Annotated in this window: 16 protein-coding genes and 2 pseudogenes; 12 read left to right on the forward strand and 6 right to left on the reverse strand. The window is 58.9% G+C overall.

From position 1 onward, the window contains the following. Positions 1 to 37 precede the first annotated feature (37 nt). The 4 genes and pseudogenes from ACEN84_RS02565 to ACEN84_RS02580 all read left to right on the forward strand — a co-directional run bounded on the left by ACEN84_RS02565 (position 38) and on the right by ACEN84_RS02580 (position 4,045). Positions 38 to 910: a carbohydrate ABC transporter permease gene (locus tag ACEN84_RS02565; RefSeq protein WP_413708527.1), complete on the forward strand. Its 873-nt coding sequence runs from the start codon at positions 38 to 40 to the stop codon at positions 908 to 910. Continuing rightward, the gene (locus ACEN84_RS02570) at positions 907 to 1,728 is read left to right on the forward strand and encodes a carbohydrate ABC transporter permease (RefSeq protein ID WP_413708528.1); all 822 of its coding nucleotides are present in this window, start codon (positions 907 to 909) and stop codon (positions 1,726 to 1,728) included. The genes ACEN84_RS02565 and ACEN84_RS02570 overlap by 4 nt, the downstream gene beginning before the upstream one ends. Positions 1,729 to 2,201: 473 nt before the next feature. Next, positions 2,202 to 2,417, forward strand: a pseudogene (locus tag ACEN84_RS02575) (hypothetical protein); the annotation flags it as partial. A gap of 677 nt (positions 2,418 to 3,094) precedes the next feature. Further along, on the forward strand, positions 3,095 to 4,045 hold the full coding sequence (locus ACEN84_RS02580; protein ID WP_413709021.1) for a L,D-transpeptidase family protein: 951 nt from the start codon (positions 3,095 to 3,097) through the stop codon (positions 4,043 to 4,045). A 203-nt stretch (positions 4,046 to 4,248) separates the two neighbouring features. Here the strand turns inward: ACEN84_RS02580 and ACEN84_RS02585 are convergent, their stop codons facing one another. The 3 genes from ACEN84_RS02585 to ACEN84_RS02595 all read right to left on the reverse strand — a co-directional run bounded on the left by ACEN84_RS02585 (position 4,249) and on the right by ACEN84_RS02595 (position 8,640). Continuing rightward, positions 4,249 to 5,607, reverse strand: coding sequence for an FAD/NAD(P)-binding protein (locus ACEN84_RS02585; RefSeq protein WP_413708529.1), 1,359 nt, complete (start codon positions 5,605 to 5,607; stop codon positions 4,249 to 4,251). A 69-nt stretch (positions 5,608 to 5,676) separates the two neighbouring features. Continuing rightward, positions 5,677 to 6,996: an LLM class flavin-dependent oxidoreductase gene (locus ACEN84_RS02590; protein WP_413708530.1), complete on the reverse strand. Its 1,320-nt coding sequence runs from the start codon at positions 6,994 to 6,996 to the stop codon at positions 5,677 to 5,679. A gap of 420 nt (positions 6,997 to 7,416) precedes the next feature. Next, positions 7,417 to 8,640, reverse strand: coding sequence for an ATP-binding protein (locus ACEN84_RS02595; RefSeq protein ID WP_413709022.1), 1,224 nt, complete (start codon positions 8,638 to 8,640; stop codon positions 7,417 to 7,419). A gap of 517 nt (positions 8,641 to 9,157) precedes the next feature. On the opposite strand from ACEN84_RS02595, the gene dinB reads away from it, so the two are divergent. Then, positions 9,158 to 10,243: a DNA polymerase IV gene (dinB, locus tag ACEN84_RS02600; protein WP_199628642.1), complete on the forward strand. Its 1,086-nt coding sequence runs from the start codon at positions 9,158 to 9,160 to the stop codon at positions 10,241 to 10,243. Between the two features lie 39 nt (positions 10,244 to 10,282). Here dinB and ACEN84_RS02605 read toward each other — a convergent pair whose 3' ends face one another. Next, positions 10,283 to 10,831, reverse strand: coding sequence for a lipocalin family protein (locus ACEN84_RS02605; RefSeq protein WP_413708531.1), 549 nt, complete (start codon positions 10,829 to 10,831; stop codon positions 10,283 to 10,285). Between the two features lie 780 nt (positions 10,832 to 11,611). Between ACEN84_RS02605 and ACEN84_RS02610 the strand changes: the two genes are divergently transcribed. From ACEN84_RS02610 to ACEN84_RS02620, 3 genes are all read left to right on the forward strand, one after another. Next, positions 11,612 to 11,788: a hypothetical protein gene (locus ACEN84_RS02610; RefSeq protein ID WP_199628640.1), complete on the forward strand. Its 177-nt coding sequence runs from the start codon at positions 11,612 to 11,614 to the stop codon at positions 11,786 to 11,788. 187 nt (positions 11,789 to 11,975) lie between these two features. After that, complete coding sequence (locus tag ACEN84_RS02615; protein ID WP_413709023.1) at positions 11,976 to 13,244, forward strand: GGDEF domain-containing protein; 1,269 nt, start codon at positions 11,976 to 11,978, stop codon at positions 13,242 to 13,244. A 205-nt stretch (positions 13,245 to 13,449) separates the two neighbouring features. Further along, a complete protein-coding gene (locus tag ACEN84_RS02620; RefSeq protein WP_112717520.1) occupies positions 13,450 to 13,698 on the forward strand; it encodes a DUF3253 domain-containing protein in 249 nt (82 codons plus the stop codon). 291 nt (positions 13,699 to 13,989) lie between these two features. On the opposite strand, the gene ACEN84_RS02625 is transcribed toward ACEN84_RS02620, so the two are convergent. Both ACEN84_RS02625 and ACEN84_RS02630 read right to left on the reverse strand, forming a co-directional pair. Next, positions 13,990 to 14,358 (reverse strand): SDR family NAD(P)-dependent oxidoreductase, encoded by a 369-nt coding sequence (locus ACEN84_RS02625; protein WP_112717518.1) that lies wholly within the window; start codon positions 14,356 to 14,358, stop codon positions 13,990 to 13,992. Positions 14,359 to 14,934: 576 nt separating this feature from the next. Next, positions 14,935 to 15,180, reverse strand: coding sequence for a DUF982 domain-containing protein (locus ACEN84_RS02630; RefSeq protein WP_112717516.1), 246 nt, complete (start codon positions 15,178 to 15,180; stop codon positions 14,935 to 14,937). A 1,157-nt stretch (positions 15,181 to 16,337) separates the two neighbouring features. Between ACEN84_RS02630 and ACEN84_RS02635 the strand changes: the two genes are divergently transcribed. The 4 genes and pseudogenes from ACEN84_RS02635 (at position 16,338) to ACEN84_RS02650 (ending at position 19,611) form a co-directional block, all read left to right on the forward strand. Beyond that, the gene (locus tag ACEN84_RS02635) at positions 16,338 to 16,481 is read left to right on the forward strand and encodes a hypothetical protein (RefSeq protein WP_413709024.1); all 144 of its coding nucleotides are present in this window, start codon (positions 16,338 to 16,340) and stop codon (positions 16,479 to 16,481) included. Positions 16,482 to 17,084: 603 nt separating this feature from the next. After that, a pseudogene (locus ACEN84_RS02640) lies at positions 17,085 to 17,833 on the forward strand (SDR family oxidoreductase). A 27-nt stretch (positions 17,834 to 17,860) separates the two neighbouring features. Beyond that, entirely contained in the window at positions 17,861 to 18,652 is a 792-nt protein-coding gene (locus ACEN84_RS02645; RefSeq protein ID WP_413708532.1) for an SDR family NAD(P)-dependent oxidoreductase, read from the forward strand. 308 nt (positions 18,653 to 18,960) lie between these two features. Continuing rightward, positions 18,961 to 19,611 (forward strand): HD domain-containing protein, encoded by a 651-nt coding sequence (locus ACEN84_RS02650; protein ID WP_112717620.1) that lies wholly within the window; start codon positions 18,961 to 18,963, stop codon positions 19,609 to 19,611. Positions 19,612 to 19,732 lie beyond the last annotated feature (121 nt).

Genomic DNA, 19,732 nt, shown 5'->3' on the forward strand with positions numbered 1-19,732 from the left:
GGGTCATCCCGGCATCCCTCCCATCCGGCGGAGCGACATGGCTATAGTAACACGTGCCGAAGGCAGGGCTTACCTGACGCCGCTGGTCGGCTTCCTGCTGCTTTTTCTGGGCTTTCCGGCTCTCGTCAATCTGGTCTATTCGGTCTCGACGGTCGGATTCCAGAACCTGCGCAGCCCGGAACTCAGCGGGTTCGGCAATTACCTTGCCGTCGTGCAGGACCGCACCTTCTGGCAGGCGACCTTCTTTTCCTTCCGCTTCGGCATGGTGACCGCGGTCGCCGAATGCCTGATCGGCCTGTTCCTGGCGATCTTCCTCGCACCGCTGCTAGCCAAGCGCTCGGTGCTGATGGCGCCGCTGATGCTGCCCCTGATGGTCGCGCCGGCGATGATCGGTCTGATGTACCGGCTTGTGCTGCATGAGTTTGCCGGCCCGGTGCCCTACTATCTCTTCCTATGGTTCGGCGACAGCCCGGCTTTCCTCGACGTCAACAATGCCTTCAAGACGCTTGTCGTCGTCGAGACGCTGCAGTGGACCCCGTTCGCCTTCCTGCTGTTCTACGTCGCCTATTCGGCGATCCCGCTCGATGTCCGCGAGGCAGCTTCGCTCGATGGCGCCTCGGCGTGGCGCATCCTCTGGTGGATCGATCTGCCGCTGATGATGCCGACGCTCGTCATCGCCTTCTTCATCCGCTTCATCGATGGCTTCCGCGTCTTCGACAATGTCTATGCGCTGACCGGCAGCGGTGCTGGCGGCTCCACGACGTCGCTGTCAATCTACATCTATCAGGCCTTCTTCAAGGATGGTTCGATCGGCAAGGCGGTGGCGGCCTCAGTCGTCCTCTTCATCGCCTCGCTTGCCGTTCTCTACGGGCTGAACTGGCTCGCCGGCCGCAGGAGGAAGGCAGCATGATCAACGCGCTCCGCTGGATCGTCTTCGCAATTGCCGCCGTTGCGATGAACTTCCCGATCATTGTCACGCTGGTCACCTCGTTCAAGAGCGCGCGCGAACTCTCGAGCAATGCCGGCCTCTGGATCAACCAGCCGACGTTTGCGAATTACGCACGCATCCTCACCGAGACGGACCGCTTCAATATCTATGCCTATCTCCTGAACAGCACGATCGCTGCGACCCTCGGCACGGCGCTCGCCATCGCCTTATGCCTGCCGGCCGCCTATGCCATCGCCCGCAGCGAGGTCGGCCGGCGGATCATGATGCCGCTGGTCATCAACCTGCGCGCCGTGCCGCTGATCATCTTCGCGATCCCGCTCTACATGATGTACCAATGGCTCGGGCTGCTCGACACCCAGCTTGGCCTCGGCCTGATCCTGACGATCGTCAACATCCCGCTCGCCCTCGTCATGCTCGTCAATGCCATCAACGACGTGCCGCTTGAGCTCGACGAAGCCGCCCGCATCGACGGCGCCTCCTCATTCCAGGCAATGGTCAGCATCATCACGCCCGTCATCCGCCCGGCACTCGTCACCGCCTTCATCTTCGGCTTCATCACCGCCTGGAACGAGTTCCTCTTCGGCTTGATGCTGACGACCAACAAGGCGGTGCCAATGACCGTCGGCGCCTCCTTCTTCTTCGCCGCCAGCGGCGGCGGCGTACAATGGGGCGTCGCCTCGGCGGTCATGGCGCTCGGCGCGCTGCCACCTGCTCTGCTCGGACTGCTGATGTATCGGCAGATATCGGGTTCGATGACGGCGGGTGCCGTCAAGGGCTGACGGTGCCTGATGTCGATGATGGTGCCCGCGCAGACCTGTCCATAATTCCGGAAAATCAGCATTACCCATTCGACAGCCTTTGGAGACGGTCGCAGCACATCATGGCGAGTGGCAAGCGCGTCAAGATTCTTTCCTGAATCGCGAGACCACATCTTTCGTCGCGAGCCATCGTGCTGCGAAGGTTCGTGTCTTCACCGATTTTTTTGCAAGACTACTGAGGCGTGCTGATTAGCTCTGCCATTCGAGGACGGACCTGCAGAAGCTTACTGGTAACGACACCGGTGCGCACCGATGCTACCGCTTTGCTGCGTTGCCATTCCTGACGTGCCATGCGATTACCGCGGATAGGTGTGCTCTTTGATCACGCTGTTGAGACGCCTCTGTATCGGCGGCCCCACGTCAGACGTCACATGCCGAGTTTGCTTGCGTACAACGGCCAATCTGGGTGTATTACGGGAAATAAATAAGGTCTCGTGGCCAGCTCTCAGACATGGGCAATTCAGAGTTACAGAAGCCGCTTTGGCGACCGCGGCCTCGCTCGTTTCGAGGTCCTTGGACGCGATAGTGATCGCAGCTTGATCAGGTCTCTTGCGCGCACGGAAGCAGCTAACCTACGCACAGTCGTGAGCGAAACGCTCCCCGGTGAGCCGCCAAAGAGGGGCGGGATTCTCGCGGCGCTGCGTCGAGCCCGCTCGCCCGAGTAAGGTCGTGAGCTCGATCTGTAATGCGCGCTCTGCTCGACACGAACATTCTGAGCAATATCACGAAGCCACAAACGTTATAGTTGCTTTCGACATGGATGGCCGAGCGAGCTGATACTGATTTATTGGTCGCATCCCTCACCGTCGTCCTCCGTTCGACGAAGGCCGATCTCATCTGGGGAGAACTGATGGCACAGGGAAAGGCAACCGGCCCCCCGCGAAGTGCCATGGATACCATCGTGGCCGCCGTCGCTCAGGCCAACGGATGTAACGTTGTCACCGACAACGAGGGAGAGTTTCAAGGGATCGAAATTATCAAGCCTCGCAATCTGAACGCTTGCCAAACACCTATCGTCGCGAGCCGGCATCGGTCAGCTCGATCGACCGGAGTTGCCAGGCGCGCCGGAACCAGCGACTTTTCTATCTCAACGATATCATCGTCGCAGTGGTGTCAGCAAATCTTCGCTCATGGCCTTCTCTCGCCAGGCGCTCGTGACTTGCCTCGCACGCTGCTCTCGCGGGCTCGCGTCTTCCAAGCCAAACTGACCGCTCGATTTTGGCTCACTGCGGCGCTTGAAGGCCGCTGGAGAGCGCGGCTTCCGCGCTATGGAACAATCGAGCTGTTCAGCCCTTTCGGTGCTATGAAAAGACTTCTGTTTGGCTCAATGATCTTTTTCGGCTCGCTTGGCTTTTCCCACGCCCAGGAATTGTCGCCCGATTCAATCAACAACTCGGATGTCTTGTCAGGGCTCGACGGGCAGGTTGCGCAGGACCCGCCTGTACCGAAGGCCGCAATAGTCCATCTTCAGGTCCTGCTTGACCGGGCAGGCGCATCGCCGGGTGTGATCGATGGCTTCGATGGCGCCAATGTCAGCAAGGCGATTGCCGGTTTCGAAGCAATGCAGCATCTGCCGGTGGACGGCAAGCTCGACGCCCTGGTGGTAGAGCGGCTCGGCGACGACAAGCATGTGATCGGCCCGTATATCATCGCGCCCGATGACGCCGACGACCTCGTTAGTGAAGTGCCGAAAGACTATGCCGAACAAGCCAAGATGGATCACCTCGGCTATACAAGCATCCCAGAAAAGCTTTCCGAGCGCTTTCACATGGATATCGACCTTCTCCATGCCCTCAACCCGTCCGCAAAATTTTCGCCCGGCGAGACGATCTCCGTAGCCGTTGTCGGAGCACCCAGAACCGGCCGGGTGAAGCGGATCGAAGCGCGTCGCGCGGACGGACAGCTCGTCGCCTTTGCCGATGATGGAGATGTTCTGGCAATCTATCCGGCGACAATTGGCAGCGAAGACAACCCGTCCCCTTCCGGAAAGCACAAGGTCAACGGTGTTGCCCGCAACCCAACCTACGAATACAATCCGCGTGTCAATTTCCAGCAAGGCAAGAACAGGACGAAGCTTACCTTGCCAAGCGGACCCAACAATCCGGTTGGGTCTGTCTGGATCGACCTCTCGGAGCCGACCTATGGCATCCACGGAACGCCTGAACCATCCCTCATCGATAAGACCGGCTCGCATGGCTGTGTAAGATTGACCAACTGGGACGTCGAGGAACTGGCAAGCATGGTAAAACCTGGCGTCGTGGTGGTCTTTACCGAATGATGCTGGCCGCCCGGCCGGGCCGTCGCTATCGACTTCTAACCGAGTGGGAGAAAATTGCCTTTTCACCAGATCGATTGTTGAAGAGGGGCTGTCGATCCGGTCTCGATCGACACCTCCCGCCGAACGCAGATCACCTCTTTTCTGGAGATCAACAATCCCAAGGCCACAAGGGAAAGCTAGCCGCGACTGGCTGTCATTCGCGATCACCGCCAGCGATTGCGGCTGCAACATCGCTCGCGACGGCCTGCCTGAATGCGAATATCCGGAACCGCCGTAATTTCCCAGAACTGGCCTGCCGTCAGCGCTCCGACTGCATAGAGCCCTGCGGCGCTTGCGGCATCTGCCTGCACTCTCGATTGCCGATCGACGACGATGCCGAGCCCCTGTGCGTCTGCCTTGATCAGAGCCTGGCGCTTCATTTCCGCAAGCAATGGTGAATGCGCGATACCCGCCCTTTCGACGCCAGTGCAATTGACCAGCCAGTCGGCATTCACCTGCCTGCTTTGCAGCGTCCCCTTGGATCTATAAGTGATGGTAAGGGCGCCCCCTGTCTGCTCCACGCCTGAGAGGAAGCCGGCATGCACAGCGACGCGGCCACTCTCCATCAACTCGCGAAAGCGTGCATGGACATCTGGGGCCACCCGATGGCGATGAATGTTCCACCATGGCAGCGCGTGTCGAAGAAAGCGGACGCGCTCGGCGGCCGGAAGCCGTGCCCAGAGCGCCTGCGTCTGCGGGCGCAGACGGTCCATGACTGAGCGCCAGTCACCTGCAGCCCGGCTTTCCTCGCGCAGTCGACGAAGCAGCTCACTCAACTTGACGGGCAGGGTCTGCGGATCAAAATCGGCCGGGGGCGCCGGAGCGACGACGTGCCCATGGGGGACAAGGCCGCGCCGGGAAAGGACATCGATTTTTCCGCGGAAACCGCGTGCGCGCAGCGCCAGAACCTGATCGATCATCGTCAGGCCGGAGCCAAGAATACAGACGTTGTCGTCGCGCCCGACGCGTCTCAGCCACGACAGGCGCCACGGGTTTTCGACGATACGCTTCCTTGCCGACGCGGCCAATCCGGATACATCGAAGGGCAGCGGCGCATTGCCGACGCCGAGGCACAGCACGACGTTCCGCCCGGCGATCTCCCCACCATTGTCGAGAAGGAAGCCAAGTGTGGCGTTATAGCGCTCGACGCAGCCCGTTGCCTTGGCGCGGATGAAGTCCACCTTGCATCGCGGCCGCCTGTTGCGCAGCAGCGCCGCAAGGCTGTCGCGAACGTAGAGGCCGTAATCCTGGCGGGAAGCAAAATCGCCGTCTCTCAGCGGCCGCTTTCGCTCGGCAAGCCATTCGACGAATGCATTCGGCCTGTCTGGAAAGAGGCTCATCCGGCCGGCCGGGACGTTCAGCCGGTGGAGATATAGCTCCGAGCGATAGGCGGTTCCGCGGCCAAAGCCCGGGTCATCGCCGATCACGGCCACGGCAGCCGATGCCGGAAGAATCTCGATGAGATTGCAGAGCGTCGCGATCGCCGAGAAGCCGGAGCCAACCAAAACCGTATCATAAATCATTCGTTTCCCTCGTAAGCGCACGGCAAACGCGCCCGGGCGGGATCGTGTTCCCGCGACGTCATGGGCGCGTCAAGCGTAGCGGCTCCTGGGCCGGGGAAGCCCGAGATGGTCGCGCAGCGTTGCTCCCTCATACTTGCTGCGGAAGAGCCCCCGCCGCTGAAGCTCAGGAACCAGCCGCTCGACGACATCGTCGAGGCCCTGCGGCAGGTAGGGAAACACAACGTTGAAACCATCCGATCCTCCTTCATGAAGCCACTCGGCCATCTGGTCGGCGATCCGCTGCGGCGTGCCGACGAAGGCGAGCCCCGAATACCCGCCGTATCGCTGCGCCAGCTGCCGCACGGTCAGGCTCTCCTGAACAGCGAGCTTCAGCACCTGCTCGCGGCCGGTCTTGCTGGCATTGGTCTCGGGGACCTCGGGAAGCGGCAGGTCAGGATCGAATTTCGAGGCGTCATGACCGAGCGCGATTGATAATGAGGCGATGGCACTGTCGTAATGCACGAGGCCATCGAGATGCGCGCGCTTTGCCCTCGCCTCTTCAAGCGTATCCCCGATCACCACGAATGCCGCAGGCAGGATCTTCAGATGATCAGGATTGCGCGCCACTTTCCCCATCCGCCCCTTGATATCGGCGTAGAGCGCCTGTCCGGAGGGCAAGTCGCGCGGCGAGCAAAAGACGACCTCAGCCGTTTCAGCGGCAAGCTGCCGGCCCGGGTCGGATTGACCGGCCTGAACGATGACGGGCCATCCTTGTGGAGGGCGGGCGATATTAAGCGGACCCCGTACGGACAGTTCAGTGCCTTTATGGTTGAGGGCATGCAACTTCGCCGGGTCGAAGAAGGCACCGCTTTCGATATCGCGGATAAAGGCGTCGTCGTCGAAGCTATCCCACAAACCGGTGACGACGTCATAGAATTCGCGCGCACGTTCGTGGCGTTCGCCATGAGCGACATGCGCATCAAGGCCGAAATTCAGTGCAGCATCGGGATTGGAAGTCGTGACGATGTTCCACCCGGCGCGTCCGCCGCTAATGTGATCGAGAGATGCGAAGCGCCGCGCCACATGATAGGGCTCGTCGAACGTGGTCGATGCCGTGGCGACGAGACCGATGCGGCTCGTCAGCGCCGCAATAGCGGAAAGCAGCGTGAACGGCTCGAACGACGTGACCGTGTGGCTGCGCTTCAAAGCCTCCTCGGGCATGTTGAGCACGGCAAGATGATCGGCCATGAAGAAGGCGTCGAACTTCGCCGCTTCCAGTTTCTTCGCAAACGCGACGATATGGGCAAAGTTGAAATTCGCGTCCGGATAAGACCCCGGATACCGCCAGGCTCCGGTATGGAGGCTGACGGGGCGCATGAAGGCGCCCAGATGAAGTTGCCGTTCGGTCAATTGCGTTCACCTTCTCGGCTCCCGGTGCCGATACTTGTCGGCGGCGTGGGAACTCGGTTGTCGCTTGGGTTCGGCCCAATATTCTCTACGGCGCGGGGGCGCTAAAGGAATATATTTTCGTTCTGCAACTCGGCTGCGAAAAGAAGCCGTGTTTGCGCACGAGCATCAGGTGCCACGTACAGGTCCGCACACGTTAGCATGTGGTGGCGGATGTCGGCACTATGGTATCCGCGCCCAGTCTCACGAGACTCTTTCCACTGAGGAAATCGCCTGCTCTTCAACCTGGCTTTACGAGTTAGCACGCACGGAAGCCGCGCCTTCGCTACGGAAAGCCACACGGCGCCGCCGCAGCATGCAGCTCTGCGTTGAATCGACCTTTTTTGTGTGAGCATTCCCGCAAGCGATGGGCTGTTTCCGAAATCACTCGCCCCAGAGGCAGGAAAGCGGGACCGCCGCCAGTCTATCACCAAAGGGTAGGATCTTGTCCCCGTCGTAAAGAACCCATCCTGCCTTGAAGGCGCTTCCGGTGGCAGCCGCAACTTTCCGGAGGCCCTTGAAATCCGGCGCTGTGACCGTCGCCGCAGCCTTTACCTCAAGCCCGATGATATCGCCGCTCTCATCTTCCAGAATAATATCGACCTCGTCCTGATCTTTGTCACGATAATGATGGAAGGTCGGTCGAGCATCGCTCCATGTGGCGAGCCTGAGAATCTCATTGGCAACGAAGGTTTCGAGCAGGGCACCGAAGGCCGAGCGGTCTCTTGCAATACGATCCTGGGTCAATCCCGTTAATGCGGCAAGAAGTCCGCTATCCAGGAAGAACAGCTTCGGCGTCTTCACGAGACGCTTCAGTGGATTGCGGAACCATGGCTCGATCCTGCGCACCAGAAACAGATTCTCGAAGATGCCGATATAGCGACGCGCGGTTTTATCATCGAGACCGATTTGTCCTGCCAGCTGCGCGAAATTCAAGAGCTGTCCCGAGTGATGTGCGAGTGCGCGAAGTAGCTGAGGCATCTGGTCGAGACGCTCGACATCGGCGATTTCGCTAACGTCGCGCTCGACAATCGCTCGGATATATTCTCTTGCCCAAGCAGAACGACGGCGAGGATCGGGGCGTGCGATCATCTCCGGATATCCGCCAGTGAGGACGTGTTCGATCAGGTCAGACCCGACAATAACGCTCCCAGGCGCCGTAAGCTCTCCGGCAAATGCCTTGTCGAGGAAATTGCCCTTCCCTCTCAGGACTTCTGCCCGGCCCAGGGGCAGCAGGGTCACAACCTCCATCCTGCCGGCAAGGCTTTCCGAGACGGTCGGAAGCGCAAGGATGTTGGCGGATCCTGTCAAAAGAAATCGGCCGGGACGTCGGTCGTTGTCGACGGCGCTTTTGATGGCGCGCAACAGTTCGGGAGCCCGCTGCACTTCGTCGAGGATTGCAGTATCGATTTGCCTGATAAAGCCGACCGGATCGGTCTTTGCCGATGCGAGCGTCGTGTCGTCATCCAGCGTGAAATACGGCCGGTCTGTCTTGAGGAGAGATCGTACCAGAGTGGTCTTGCCGCATTGTCGGGGTCCATTCACGAGGACGACCGGCGTATCTGTCATGGCTATGGCCACGCGTTGAGACGCACCTCTGGGAAACAGCAGGTCGGCCTTGTTGTTGCTGATCAAATATTGGCCCCTTTGGAACTAACCGTAACTATTCGTCTGATCCGGAAGATAGCTTCGTCCAATCCGGATTTCAAGTTCGGCCAATCCGGAAAGGCACGCCGTCTATATCGGAGCTGCCGTCCAGCCAAAAAATTGAGATGGCAAAGGAGAAAACAAAGTGTACTCGGTCGCAGCTCGATCCTCTTGCCCCCGGCTGTCGCTCAATCGCCGCCTGCGCGATCAGCGCAGGTTGTCCATCGCAGGGCAGATGCCCCCTCGTCCTGGCCTGCAGGGATGCTCGGCAGCAGTCGCGGCAGTCCGGCCGTCCTGCGGTCCGGGAGGTGTCTTCGGAAAAAATGAGGACAGGAAGGGCTGGCAAGGCGCTAGCCGCGGCACGGGATCGCCATAGATATTTGACTCCAGCTAAAAAAGTTCTTACTTTGTTCTATTCATTAGATAGATGAAATAGACATGAACCGGCACACTTCGAACTTCACCTGAGGCCGCACCAATGGATGTGACGGCAGCTTCGACGATTAGAAAGATCATCCATGTCGACATGGATGCGTTTTACGCGTCAGTGGAACAGCGCGATAATCCGGAACTGCGTGGCAAGCCGCTCGCCGTCGGTGGTGCAGCCGCCCGAGGCGTGGTTGCGGCTGCTAGCTATGAAGCACGAAAATTCGGTGTCCACTCGGCGATGCCTTCGGTCACGGCCGCTCGCAAATGCCCTGACCTGATTTTTGTGACGCCCCGCTTCGAGGTCTATCGCGCCGTCTCGCAGCAGATCCGCGAGATCTTTGCCGAATACACGCCGCTGATCGAGCCTCTGTCGCTCGACGAGGCCTATCTCGATGTGACCGAAAACCTCAAGGATATGCCGATCGCGACCGAGATTGCGCTGGAGATCCGCGCAAGGATCAAGGCCGTTACCGGGCTGAATGCTTCAGCCGGAATCTCCTACAACAAGTTTCTCGCCAAAATGGCCTCCGACCTCAACAAGCCGAACGGGCAGGCCGTCATCACGCCGAAGAACGGCCCTGCCTTTGTCGAAGGGCTGGCCGTGAAGAAATTCCACGGCGTCGGGCCGGCGACCGCCGAGAAGATGCACCGCCTCGGAATCCAGACCGGCGCCGACCTCAAGGCGCAGTCGCTGCAGTTCCTGACCGATCATTTCGGGAAAGCTGGTCCATACTTTTACGGCATTGCCCGCGGCATCGATGAGCGCCGCGTCAAGCCGGACAGGATCCGCAAATCGGTCGGCGCCGAGGATACTTTCGCGCAGGACATTCACAGCTATGACCCGGCGCTCGAGGGCGTGCGGCCGCTCATCGCCAAGGTCTGGCGTTACTGCGAGACCAACCCGATAAGGGCAAAAACCGTGACGTTGAAGGTGAAATATGCCGACTTCACGCAGATCACGCGCTCAAGAACAGTCGCGCGGTCCTTCCTGTCTGCCTGCGAAATCGACGAGGTTGTTGCCTCGCTCTTGAAGTCAATCTTTCCGCTGCCGCAAGGCATACGATTGCTGGGGGTGACGCTATCCTCTCTCGAAAGGGCAGATGACCTCCGAACGGATCAGTTGCAGCTAGTTTAGACGACGCGCCCCTCAGAGCAGCGAGCATCCACAATGCTTCTAATGCTGCGTCCACCGCAGCATGTCGACATCGTAGCCGAGCGCTTTGGCCTTTTCAACAAGCATGTTACGGGTCTTTTTTGTCGGGTCGGGTCTCCGAGTCAGAAACCATAAATATCGACCCGAAGGTTCGCCAACTATCGACCAAGAATAATCCGCGGCGCGATCAAGGATCCAGTAATCCCCGTAAAACGGGCCGAAGAACGATACTTTGAGCTTGGCGTTGCCGCTATCCGGGACAGTTTTTGCCCTGCCTTCGGATTCTTTGCGCCTACCGTCTATTCCGCCTTCCCGGCAGGTGTTGAGCACGCGGACCATACCATCTTCACCAAGCGAGTAGTCGGCAGTAACCGCCTCGCAACCGCGCTCAAACTGATTTTCGTAGCGCGCCATCTCGAACCAATGGCCTAGGTATTGCTCGATCTCGACAGGCTTGGCTGGCTGAGGTACGGACGAGTTGCCAGAAGGCCCAGCCGGGCTGCACGCAGCCAACACGGCGCCCGCCATTGATATGATTGCGATATTGATTCTCATGCCGTCAGAATACATTAGGTGACCGATAGTTCCAGTTGCTCGTTCGCGATGGCGCGTGCGACCGTGCCCGGCTAGCCGTGGGATCCGTGCGACCGGAGCCGATCAGTTATCAGTGCCGCCATTCGTTGGAGTTTCGCAAGGGTCACGCAGACACCGTGCCGGTGAAGAAGAAAAACGCGGTCGTGGCTCCCGCAGCCGCGCCCCCGTCGGGTCGGAGCGGACAGATCGTTCGGTTGCTTTGTCTGCGCAACATCCGCTCCGTTGCGAGAATGGGTCATGCAGTAAGGTTGTCTGGCAAATTGCACGACCTTTCCGTCAGGACGCTGGGCACAGGGCTGACGAGGATCGAGGCGGTTCGAGAACCCGCAAACACATAGAGGTCGAATAGTACCTTAGAAGAAGCGCCTTCCGAGCCCGAGATTGTGTGAAAGAAGAAGTCAAGCGCCCGCCCAGATGACTCGCCACTCGACCACCGCCTCCACAGCGTCCGGGACGGGCCGACCGATGTTGATCCATGTGACGGACGACATCAAGTTCGGGGAGCCGGCGACCTTTTACTGATACCAGACGGCACCCACGTTCGGCGCGATAGAAGGGGCCTCTCTAAGCCGCATTTCATCTTCCGAGTGTTCGGCCAGGGTGATGGCGCCGATTTTGATTTGACCTTTTTCCAACCTCTCGGATGGACAAGCCAAAGTACGTTAGCGTACTATCGGTTATCGGCACCCCAAATGACGGGGCTCGTTGCCGCTGTGAGATTGGCACCTTGCGCCCCGAGACAAGGAGGACGCAACGATGGAGCTGAACTCTGTCAATGTTGATTTCAAAGACGATCAGTGGTGGGTACGCGTTGTCGAGAACGGTACTGTGACCGAAAAAGAGTTCGTGCTTGAAAGCCACGCCCGCAGCTGGGCAAGCGGCCAGAAAGCTCGGCTGAGCCAATCTGGCAATCGTACCGAGGCAGCAGAGTAACGACCTGCCGAGCCCTTCACCGCTGCAATCAACACCCGCCTAGTCGGATCTATAGTAACCGCGCTGCGGTCGGAACTATCAGAAATCTACCCGAACCGCCGTACCCACACTTTCACGACTTGGCTCCAGTCGGGATGACCGGTGGCCTTGCTCATCCTTTGTCGCGACCTAACTCACAACCATGGGTATGGAAAGAGTCCGCACTGGCGCCCAACCGTCGCCGCCGAGAGAAACTCCCGTTGTTACCGAAGGGGGCTGGGCCGAGGTCCAACGGTTGCTAGACGGCCGGACGCGGCACATACGCCTCGAAGGAGAACTGGCCCAGCTTTTCCGTGAACGTTCGGCCAGGCAGGCAGCGAAGATCATCCGTGCATGGATGGTGTGGGTTGTTCTGCTGGATGTCGTCACTCTCACGCTAAATCTGCTCCTCCTTCCGTCGCAAACAGCTACAGCAATGTTCTTGCCGGCATCACTGCTTCTTCCCGCCGCAATATCGACGGCCATTTTTTTCTCGAAGCCGCGTGGGCCACGGCAACAATTCTCAGTATTGCTCGGTGGCATCCTGGTCATCTTGCTGTCAGTCGCCCTGGTTGGGGTAGCTTCCGGGGGCGAATTCTATGAGCGGCATCTAACGATCATGTTGTTCGTGGCTGTGACTGCGATAGTGATATTCCCGGTGCCGCTCACCCTTGCAACTATGGTGGGCGTGGGAGCGATCTTTATCTACCTGATATTCCAGCTCCGAAATCCGATGATAGGACCGGGGAGCGCGATCGCGGGCTCGCTGTTTTTTGCGGCTGGCATAATGGCAACCCTGGTAGCGCGCCGGACCGCAATCATCCTGGCGCAGAAAACTTTTCTTCTGGAGCTACGCGATCGCAAACGCCTTGCAGACCTGAAAGATGCTAACGGCCGTCTGGAACGACTGGCCCGCACCGATCCCCTGACAGGTGTTGCAAACAGAAGATCAATGATGGCAACGCTTGAAGCTCATTGGAAGAATGGACCTGGCGGCCTGGAAGCTGCGATGTTGATGTGTGATGTCGACGACTTCAAGCGCCTCAATGATAGTCTCGGCCATGCCGAAGGTGATCGCTGCCTCGTCAAGGTGGCCGGTATCATCGAGAGCAGCTTGAGGAACGACAACGACCAGGTCGCGCGCTTTGGTGGGGAGGAGTTCCTGATTTTTCTTCCTAGTTGCGATGCAACGACGGCCCTCAGCCTGGCCGAGACGATCCGACAGCGCGTCGAGGCTGCCTCATTTCCCAACCCCGCATCGAGGGCGGCGCCAGTAGTAACGCTCAGCATCGGCGTCGCTACCCTCCCCCCGGACCGTGCGCCAAAGAGCGTGGACGACCTTCAGCGGGAAGCCGATGCAGCACTTTATGCGGCAAAGAGAGAGGGCCGCAATCGGACCAGGGTATGCACTCACGGCAGTTCAGCCAATCAAACGTAAACCTGAGTCCAAACGCTGGCCTTGAAGGATATTGACCGGCGGCCCGCAACCAATCGATACGAAAATTGAAAACTTGGCCTCCTGGTTTGTCAGGGGCTAACTGCAACCTGAGAAAAACAGCGGCTTATGAACAGTTTGCCCATCGTCAGCCGCTAGCGCTATCCCATATAGAGTCACTCAGGGTTCGAGAGAATGAAGTCGCGCGATGACCAAAGATGCTGAATCGACGATCTCAAGTTTCGTGGCAAGCCGACCTGCTGGCACAACCTGTCCGAGCGAAGTGGCGCGTAGTCTTGCGCGTGATCACAACGCCCCGCTGGACTGGCGCAAATTCATGCCGGTCGTCCATGAAGCGGTAGATGTGTTGCTGGCGCGCGGCGAAATTACCCTGACCTGGAAATCTGTCGTAATGAGCGAGCGAGCCGGCCCCTACCGAATAAGCGGTCCCAGCTGAAAGGCTCACTATAATACACTCAGGATTAGGCAACCGTCATCACCGAGGCGATAGCGGTCGGGGCCCTTTTCCGGGAAGCGCAGAAACAGCTGGTTTACGAGCACCGCGCGCTCCCGCTTGAAAATGCGTAGCGAACTTCGCACTAAGGTATAGCTTCACCGAAACGCCGGGAAGAGCAAGAGGAACCATTGGCGATCTGAGGTCATCCCTCTACATCACCGAAGTTCCTTTGCATGAAGATCGCCGCATAGGAGGTGAAGGGCTTCGACGGCGTCGGCGCCGTCCGTTCATTCATGCACTCTGCAAACGGCGCTCTCCAACCTTCCCGAATATCTTCAAATCTTTGCTTGCTCGGCGGAGCTGAAACGCAGTGCTCGGTCCTTTGCCGGAACGATCGCATCCCTCTCCTCTGCGAGCGCATCGCTGGCGGATTTGCTGGGCGCGTAGCCAGAGCCAGCCATGACGAAAAATGTTGCCCGTTCCGCCACCAACGAGTTTTACGATCCGGCCGCTGCCCTGGGCCAGCATCATAGGGCCGGCCGTGCGGCAGGTGTTGAACGTGCCACGCAGAATGATCTCGAAAACGGGATCGCAGTTCCAACTAGGACTAAAGCCCGGAAACGAGCCGTGGTTGTTGATGAGGACGTCGATCAGGCCCAATTCGCTCGCGACGCGAACAAAGGCGGTAAGGTCATCAGGTTGGTCGCAAGGGCGATCGCTCCTTTGCCCGCTTCCTCAATGAGAGGCTGTTTCCTTAACTGGGTGGCCTCCGCGCAACACGACAACTTTTGCCCCTTCCCTACCCTGCTGTGGAGCGAACTCTTAGACCTACCCTCAACCGCCGCCAGTTACGATGGCGACCATGTTTGAAAGGAACGCCATGGTTACTATGGTGTTTTGCAAATCGATCTGGATACACAAAATATGCGTGGTTCGGCGGTTGATGGCAATGACGGAGGCTCGACTTCGATCGGTCACGGCTAATTCCAAAGCATCGTACCAGTAACCGCTGGACGAGGTACTGGCGCTGGGACGCCCAGTCGACCTAAAAGTCCCCTCAGATCCTAAGCAACAGGGGGCTTCAGCTTCCGACGCTGATTGACAGTTCCAAACCGGCATGCGGTATTCATGCGCCGACCGGTTGTGGGAGCGTTATATCGCCATAGTCCGGTTATACGTCGACAGAACTCCCAATGTTGTTTACTTGCGACACGATCAAAAAATCTTGGCAGCAGTTTACTGCCGTAGCAGGCCGGCTTCCGTGGCCGCGTTCTTGAACGCTTCCGCTGCCACCGACGGGTCCACACGACCGTTCACAGCGCCGATACAGGCCCGCCGGGCGGCCGCAAAAGCTTTGCCGCCGCGGCTGGGCCAACAGGTCATCAGGCACGCAAGCGCTTCTCGGCTGTTGCTCACGCTCTTAAAATGATCACCGCCGTCGATCGCCACCTCGATTGTTGATTGCCATAGTTCGATCGACATTTCTTTCCCTGCCTCTGTTTTCCATTTTGTCTTGAACGCGACTTCGACGCGTGCTGTTCCGCGATCGGACTTAAGTCCAAGTTATCCCCATGGTGGAGTTGGAACCATTTTAGAAATGAGCAGCAGGCTTCGTGCTGACCTGGAAGGACGGTTGTTTTCACGGGCGCTGCGACAGCTCGCTGTCGCTTCCTGGCGCAGGCTTCGATTTGTTATCCGCTGGGCCATTGCGCGGTATCAGGTTCAGGGCTCGTCCCGGCGTTCCTGTCGCTGTCCAACGGTACTTCAGCCTATCGGACTAAGGTCCGATGCTGGAACCAATGCAATGTCAGGGTTGGATAGATTCAATATGACGATCTAAACTAGAGAGGGAACCATGAAGAAAATCGTTCTCGCAGCCGCATTCGTCTCCGTCTCGTCTCTTTCAGCACTGGCTCAGACCGCGCCAGGTACAAAAGAATTATTGAGAAACTGCCGCAGCCTGCCGCTGCCACAGTCAGTCGCACCGCATTTCTGTCGTCGAGACGTTACTGACCTCCGGCACGGACGCGGGTTTAGAATCGACCCCAAGCTGACGTACGCTCTCATTTGTTTTGCATTCATGGGATTGGGTCGGCATCCGACTGCGCTTTGCCCGTTGATGCTTCTCACGCCTGGTAGGGACTCATAACCGGCCCAGAGTGGCGAGAGCCTTAAGGGTTCTCGCAAATCAACGCGTCAGGTTGTTGGCCAAGCCGACTCCCGCAATCACCTCTCCATCACGAAAAAGCAGCGCCAAGGCAGCTCTTTCCGCTAGAGCGGCGGGCGTGCTCCCCAGCCTGAGCCACATTTGCAATTTATGGCATTCAACGAAAAGCTTTGCGAATATGGCTCCGTTAGCACGATCTTTGGGGACAGACATGCCGTCGCTCCCCCTGCATCATGTATCGGTCATCACTGCTGACTTGGCGACATCGCTTCCTTTTCACCGCGACGTGTTCAAGCTCGCCGAGATCCCCCGTCACAACTTTCCCGTAAAGGGAGCTTGGCTCGCCTGCGGCAGTCTGCAAATACACCTCGTCGTGCACCCTGAAGGCACTTTTCGCAGACGACCTTTCGTCGACCGCAATGACTAGCACTTTGCGTTCAGAACGGATGATTTCGATGCGACCCTCGAACGTCTGGAGGCCCTCGGCTTCCGAGAGGACCTCCCGGAAGATCATCCAAAATATCTTCTTGTTTCCCGCATCGGCCTGGCTGGTTTTCCCCAGCTATACCTTCGCGACCCGGATCTGAACGTAATCGAGATCAATAGTGCGCCTTGAGGCGCAACCTGGCACACGGTCGTTGCGATGTATCCGGTCCGAGCCTCGGGCATCCAGGAGCTTCCGCGGTAAAACTCACCAAGAAAGGAAAAGCCAATATTCGCGGAGTTCATCAGTTTCCAAGTATGGAAATATCGATCTCGTGTCGAGTTGACAAACCAGCCCGCGTTGTTTTACCAGGCGCCCGTCGCAGGCTTGAGATACCGACGACATGCAATGATGGTGCGCATGAGTAGGCCTTGGAACCAAAGGGCAAAGCTGGTTCCAAAGCCTTTCTTTCACTACTCCGTCCGCCGATCTCATTGCTTTTCCTGCGTCTGAACTGGCTGTCTGAGTCTTCTGGCATCGGCCGAATCCGCAGTCTCCCGGTTCATATGGAACATGATCCGGCCCTCTCCGTGCGTCGGCGGGCGGCTGCATTCGAAGCAGATGCCGTGCGCCGGGAAGGCTCAGGGCTTGGAAAGCCCCATACGTTTCGCGCAACGTTCGGCGAGTCCGAACAGCAGAATTGTTTTCTGCCCGCTAATTCGGACAGCTCCCCGGTAGTAAATCACGGTCATCGGCCTCGGCATCGGGACCGCTCACCAACGCCAGGAGTTCATCATGTCCAGACTTGCCAACAAGACCGCTCTAATCACCGGCGGCACCAGCGGCATCGGCCTTGAAACCGCCCGGCAGTTCGTCGCCGAAGGTGCGCGCGTCGCCGTAACCGGCAGCAGCGCTGCCAGCGTGGAGAAGGCCCGCATCGAGCTCGGCGACAGCGTCATCGTCATTCAGTCAGACGCGGGCGACGTCGACGGCCAGAAGAAGGTCGTCAGCCAGATCGAAGAAGCGTTCGGTCACCTCGACATCCTGTTCGTCAATGCGGGCGTCGCGCAGTTCGGACCGGTCGAGAGCTGGTCGGAAGCGGACTTCGACAGGTCGTTCGCGACGAACGTCAAGGGTCCTTACTTCCTTATCCAGGCTCTCCTGCCGATCTTCTCGAAGGGCGCTTCGATCGTACTGAACACGTCGATCAACGCACATATCGGCATGCCGAACTCGAGCGTCTATTCGCTGACCAAGGGCGCGCTGCTGACGCTGGCGAAGACGCTCTCGGGCGAACTGGTAGGTCGTGGCATCCGCGTGAACGCCGTCAGCCCCGGCCCTATCGCTACCCCGCTGTACGGAAAGCTCGGCATGTCCGAGGCGGACATGAAGGCGATGGCCGACGGCGTGCAGAAGCAGATACCGGTCGGTCGCTTCGGCGACGTGTCGAAGTAGCGAAGACCGTGGTCTTCTTCGCATCCGACGAGGCGGCCTATATCGTCGGCAGCGAGCTCGTCATCGACGGTGGCATGAGCAACCTTTAACCGCCATCCAACCCACAGGAGCAGAACATGCAAATCGATCTCACTGGTAAGACCGCCCTGGTAACGGGGTCCACCGAGGGCATCGGCTACGCGATCGCCCGGCAGCTCGCGAGAGCGGGAGCGGACGTCGTCATCAACGGCAGATCCGACGAAAAAACCGCAAAGGCCGGCGGACGTCTGAAAGACGAAGGTGCCAAGGGCACTGTCACCGCAATCGCAGCCGATCTCGCCACGGCCGAAGGATGTGCAGCGCTCGTTGCGAAACTGCCTCGCGTCGACATCCTGATCAACAATGCTGGGATTTTTCAGCCGAGCGACTTCTTCGACACGTCAGACGAGGTCTGGGACCGGCACTGGCAGGTGAACGTCATGTCGGCGATCCGGCTGTCGCGTGCCTATCTGCCCGGCATGGAAAAGGCGAACTGGGGACGCGTCATCTTTATCGCGTCGGAGTCCGGTTTCAACATCCCGGTTGAGATGATCCACTACGGGGTGAGCAAGACGGCCGATATCGCTGTCGCCCGCGGGCTCGCCAAGCGTATGGCCGGCACGGGAATTACCGTGAATTCGGTCCTTCCGGGTCCTACTCTGTCCGAAGGCGTCGAGGCGATGCTTGCCGACGAACGCGAGAAGAGTGGGAAGTCGATCGAGGAGGTCGCCGCCGATTTCGTAAAGCAGCATCGAAGCAGCTCTCTCATCCAGCGAGCAGCCAGCGTCGACGAGATCGCGAACATCGTCACGTATCTGGCATCGCCGTTGGCCTCGGCCACGACCGGTGCCTCAATGCGGGTGGACGGCGGCCTTATCGACACGCTGTGAAGAGACGGCTTCTCACATCGCCACTTCCATCACGCCGCGAGCCCTCAAAGTGAAAGGCCCCTGCAGGACGCGGGGGTTTTACGCTTTGCAAGGGGATGACCGGCGAAATCGTAGCCAGATCGCGCTCGTCCCTTTGCTTAAGGGAAGAACAACTCGTTCCCGAACGAAATGCGCGACCTACCCTCCGCAATATTGTTCTGGGCCGTTTTCGAACCCGATTTGGCAGAAAGTGTATCAAGGCCGAGTTAGGAGAAATGATCTTCGCGAGCGATTGTCGGCTGCAGCGACAACGCTTCGAAGGAGTAGACATGATCGACGAACCTACCACAATCGCGGGCGTCAGAATGCCCGACAGCGCTATGGCCAAGGCGGCAACGGAGCTTGTCCGGGATACGGAAACGGACCTGCTTTACCACCACTCCAGGCGGGTCTTCCTGTTCGGCGCCCTTATCGGTCGCCGCAAGGGCGTGCCTTACGACCCGGAACTTCTCTACATCGGCGCCATGTTCCACGACATGGGCCTCATGGATTCCCATGCGAGCGACACCGAACGATTCGAGGTCGATGGAGCCAACGCCGCGCGCGATTTCCTGAGCGGCTACGACATCTCCGAGCGAGACGTAGACGACGTGTGGGATTCGATCGCGCTGCATACGACACCGGGGATCCCGCGACACAAGCGGTCGACAGTCGCCCTCGTCACAGCCGGGGTCGAGATGGACGTCCTCGGGATAGGCTTCGATGATTTCACGAAGGAGCAGCGCGAGGAGGTCTGCTCGTGTCATCCCCGCGGTTTGAAGTTCAAGCACGGTATACTGTCTTCGTTCTGCATGGGTACAATCCGCAAGCCGGAGACGACCTTCGGAAACGTGAAAGCCGACGTGCTCTCTAAGATGGATCCGACCTACAAGAGAGTCGACTTCGCCGATCTTATCCTCGGGTCGAAATGGGAAAGCTGAGCGAGGCTGCTGTCGCCATCAGACGGTTCATTTACAGAGTTCGGCAGCAGACGCCACCAAGCCAACGGGCGGCGGCTTCGCGCCATAAGCGGACGAAGCCGGGCACAATACCCGACGCTCG

Source organism: Rhizobium sp. Rhizsp82, assembly GCF_047325115.1.
In the GTDB taxonomy this organism is placed as follows: Bacteria; Pseudomonadota; Alphaproteobacteria; order Rhizobiales; family Rhizobiaceae; genus Rhizobium.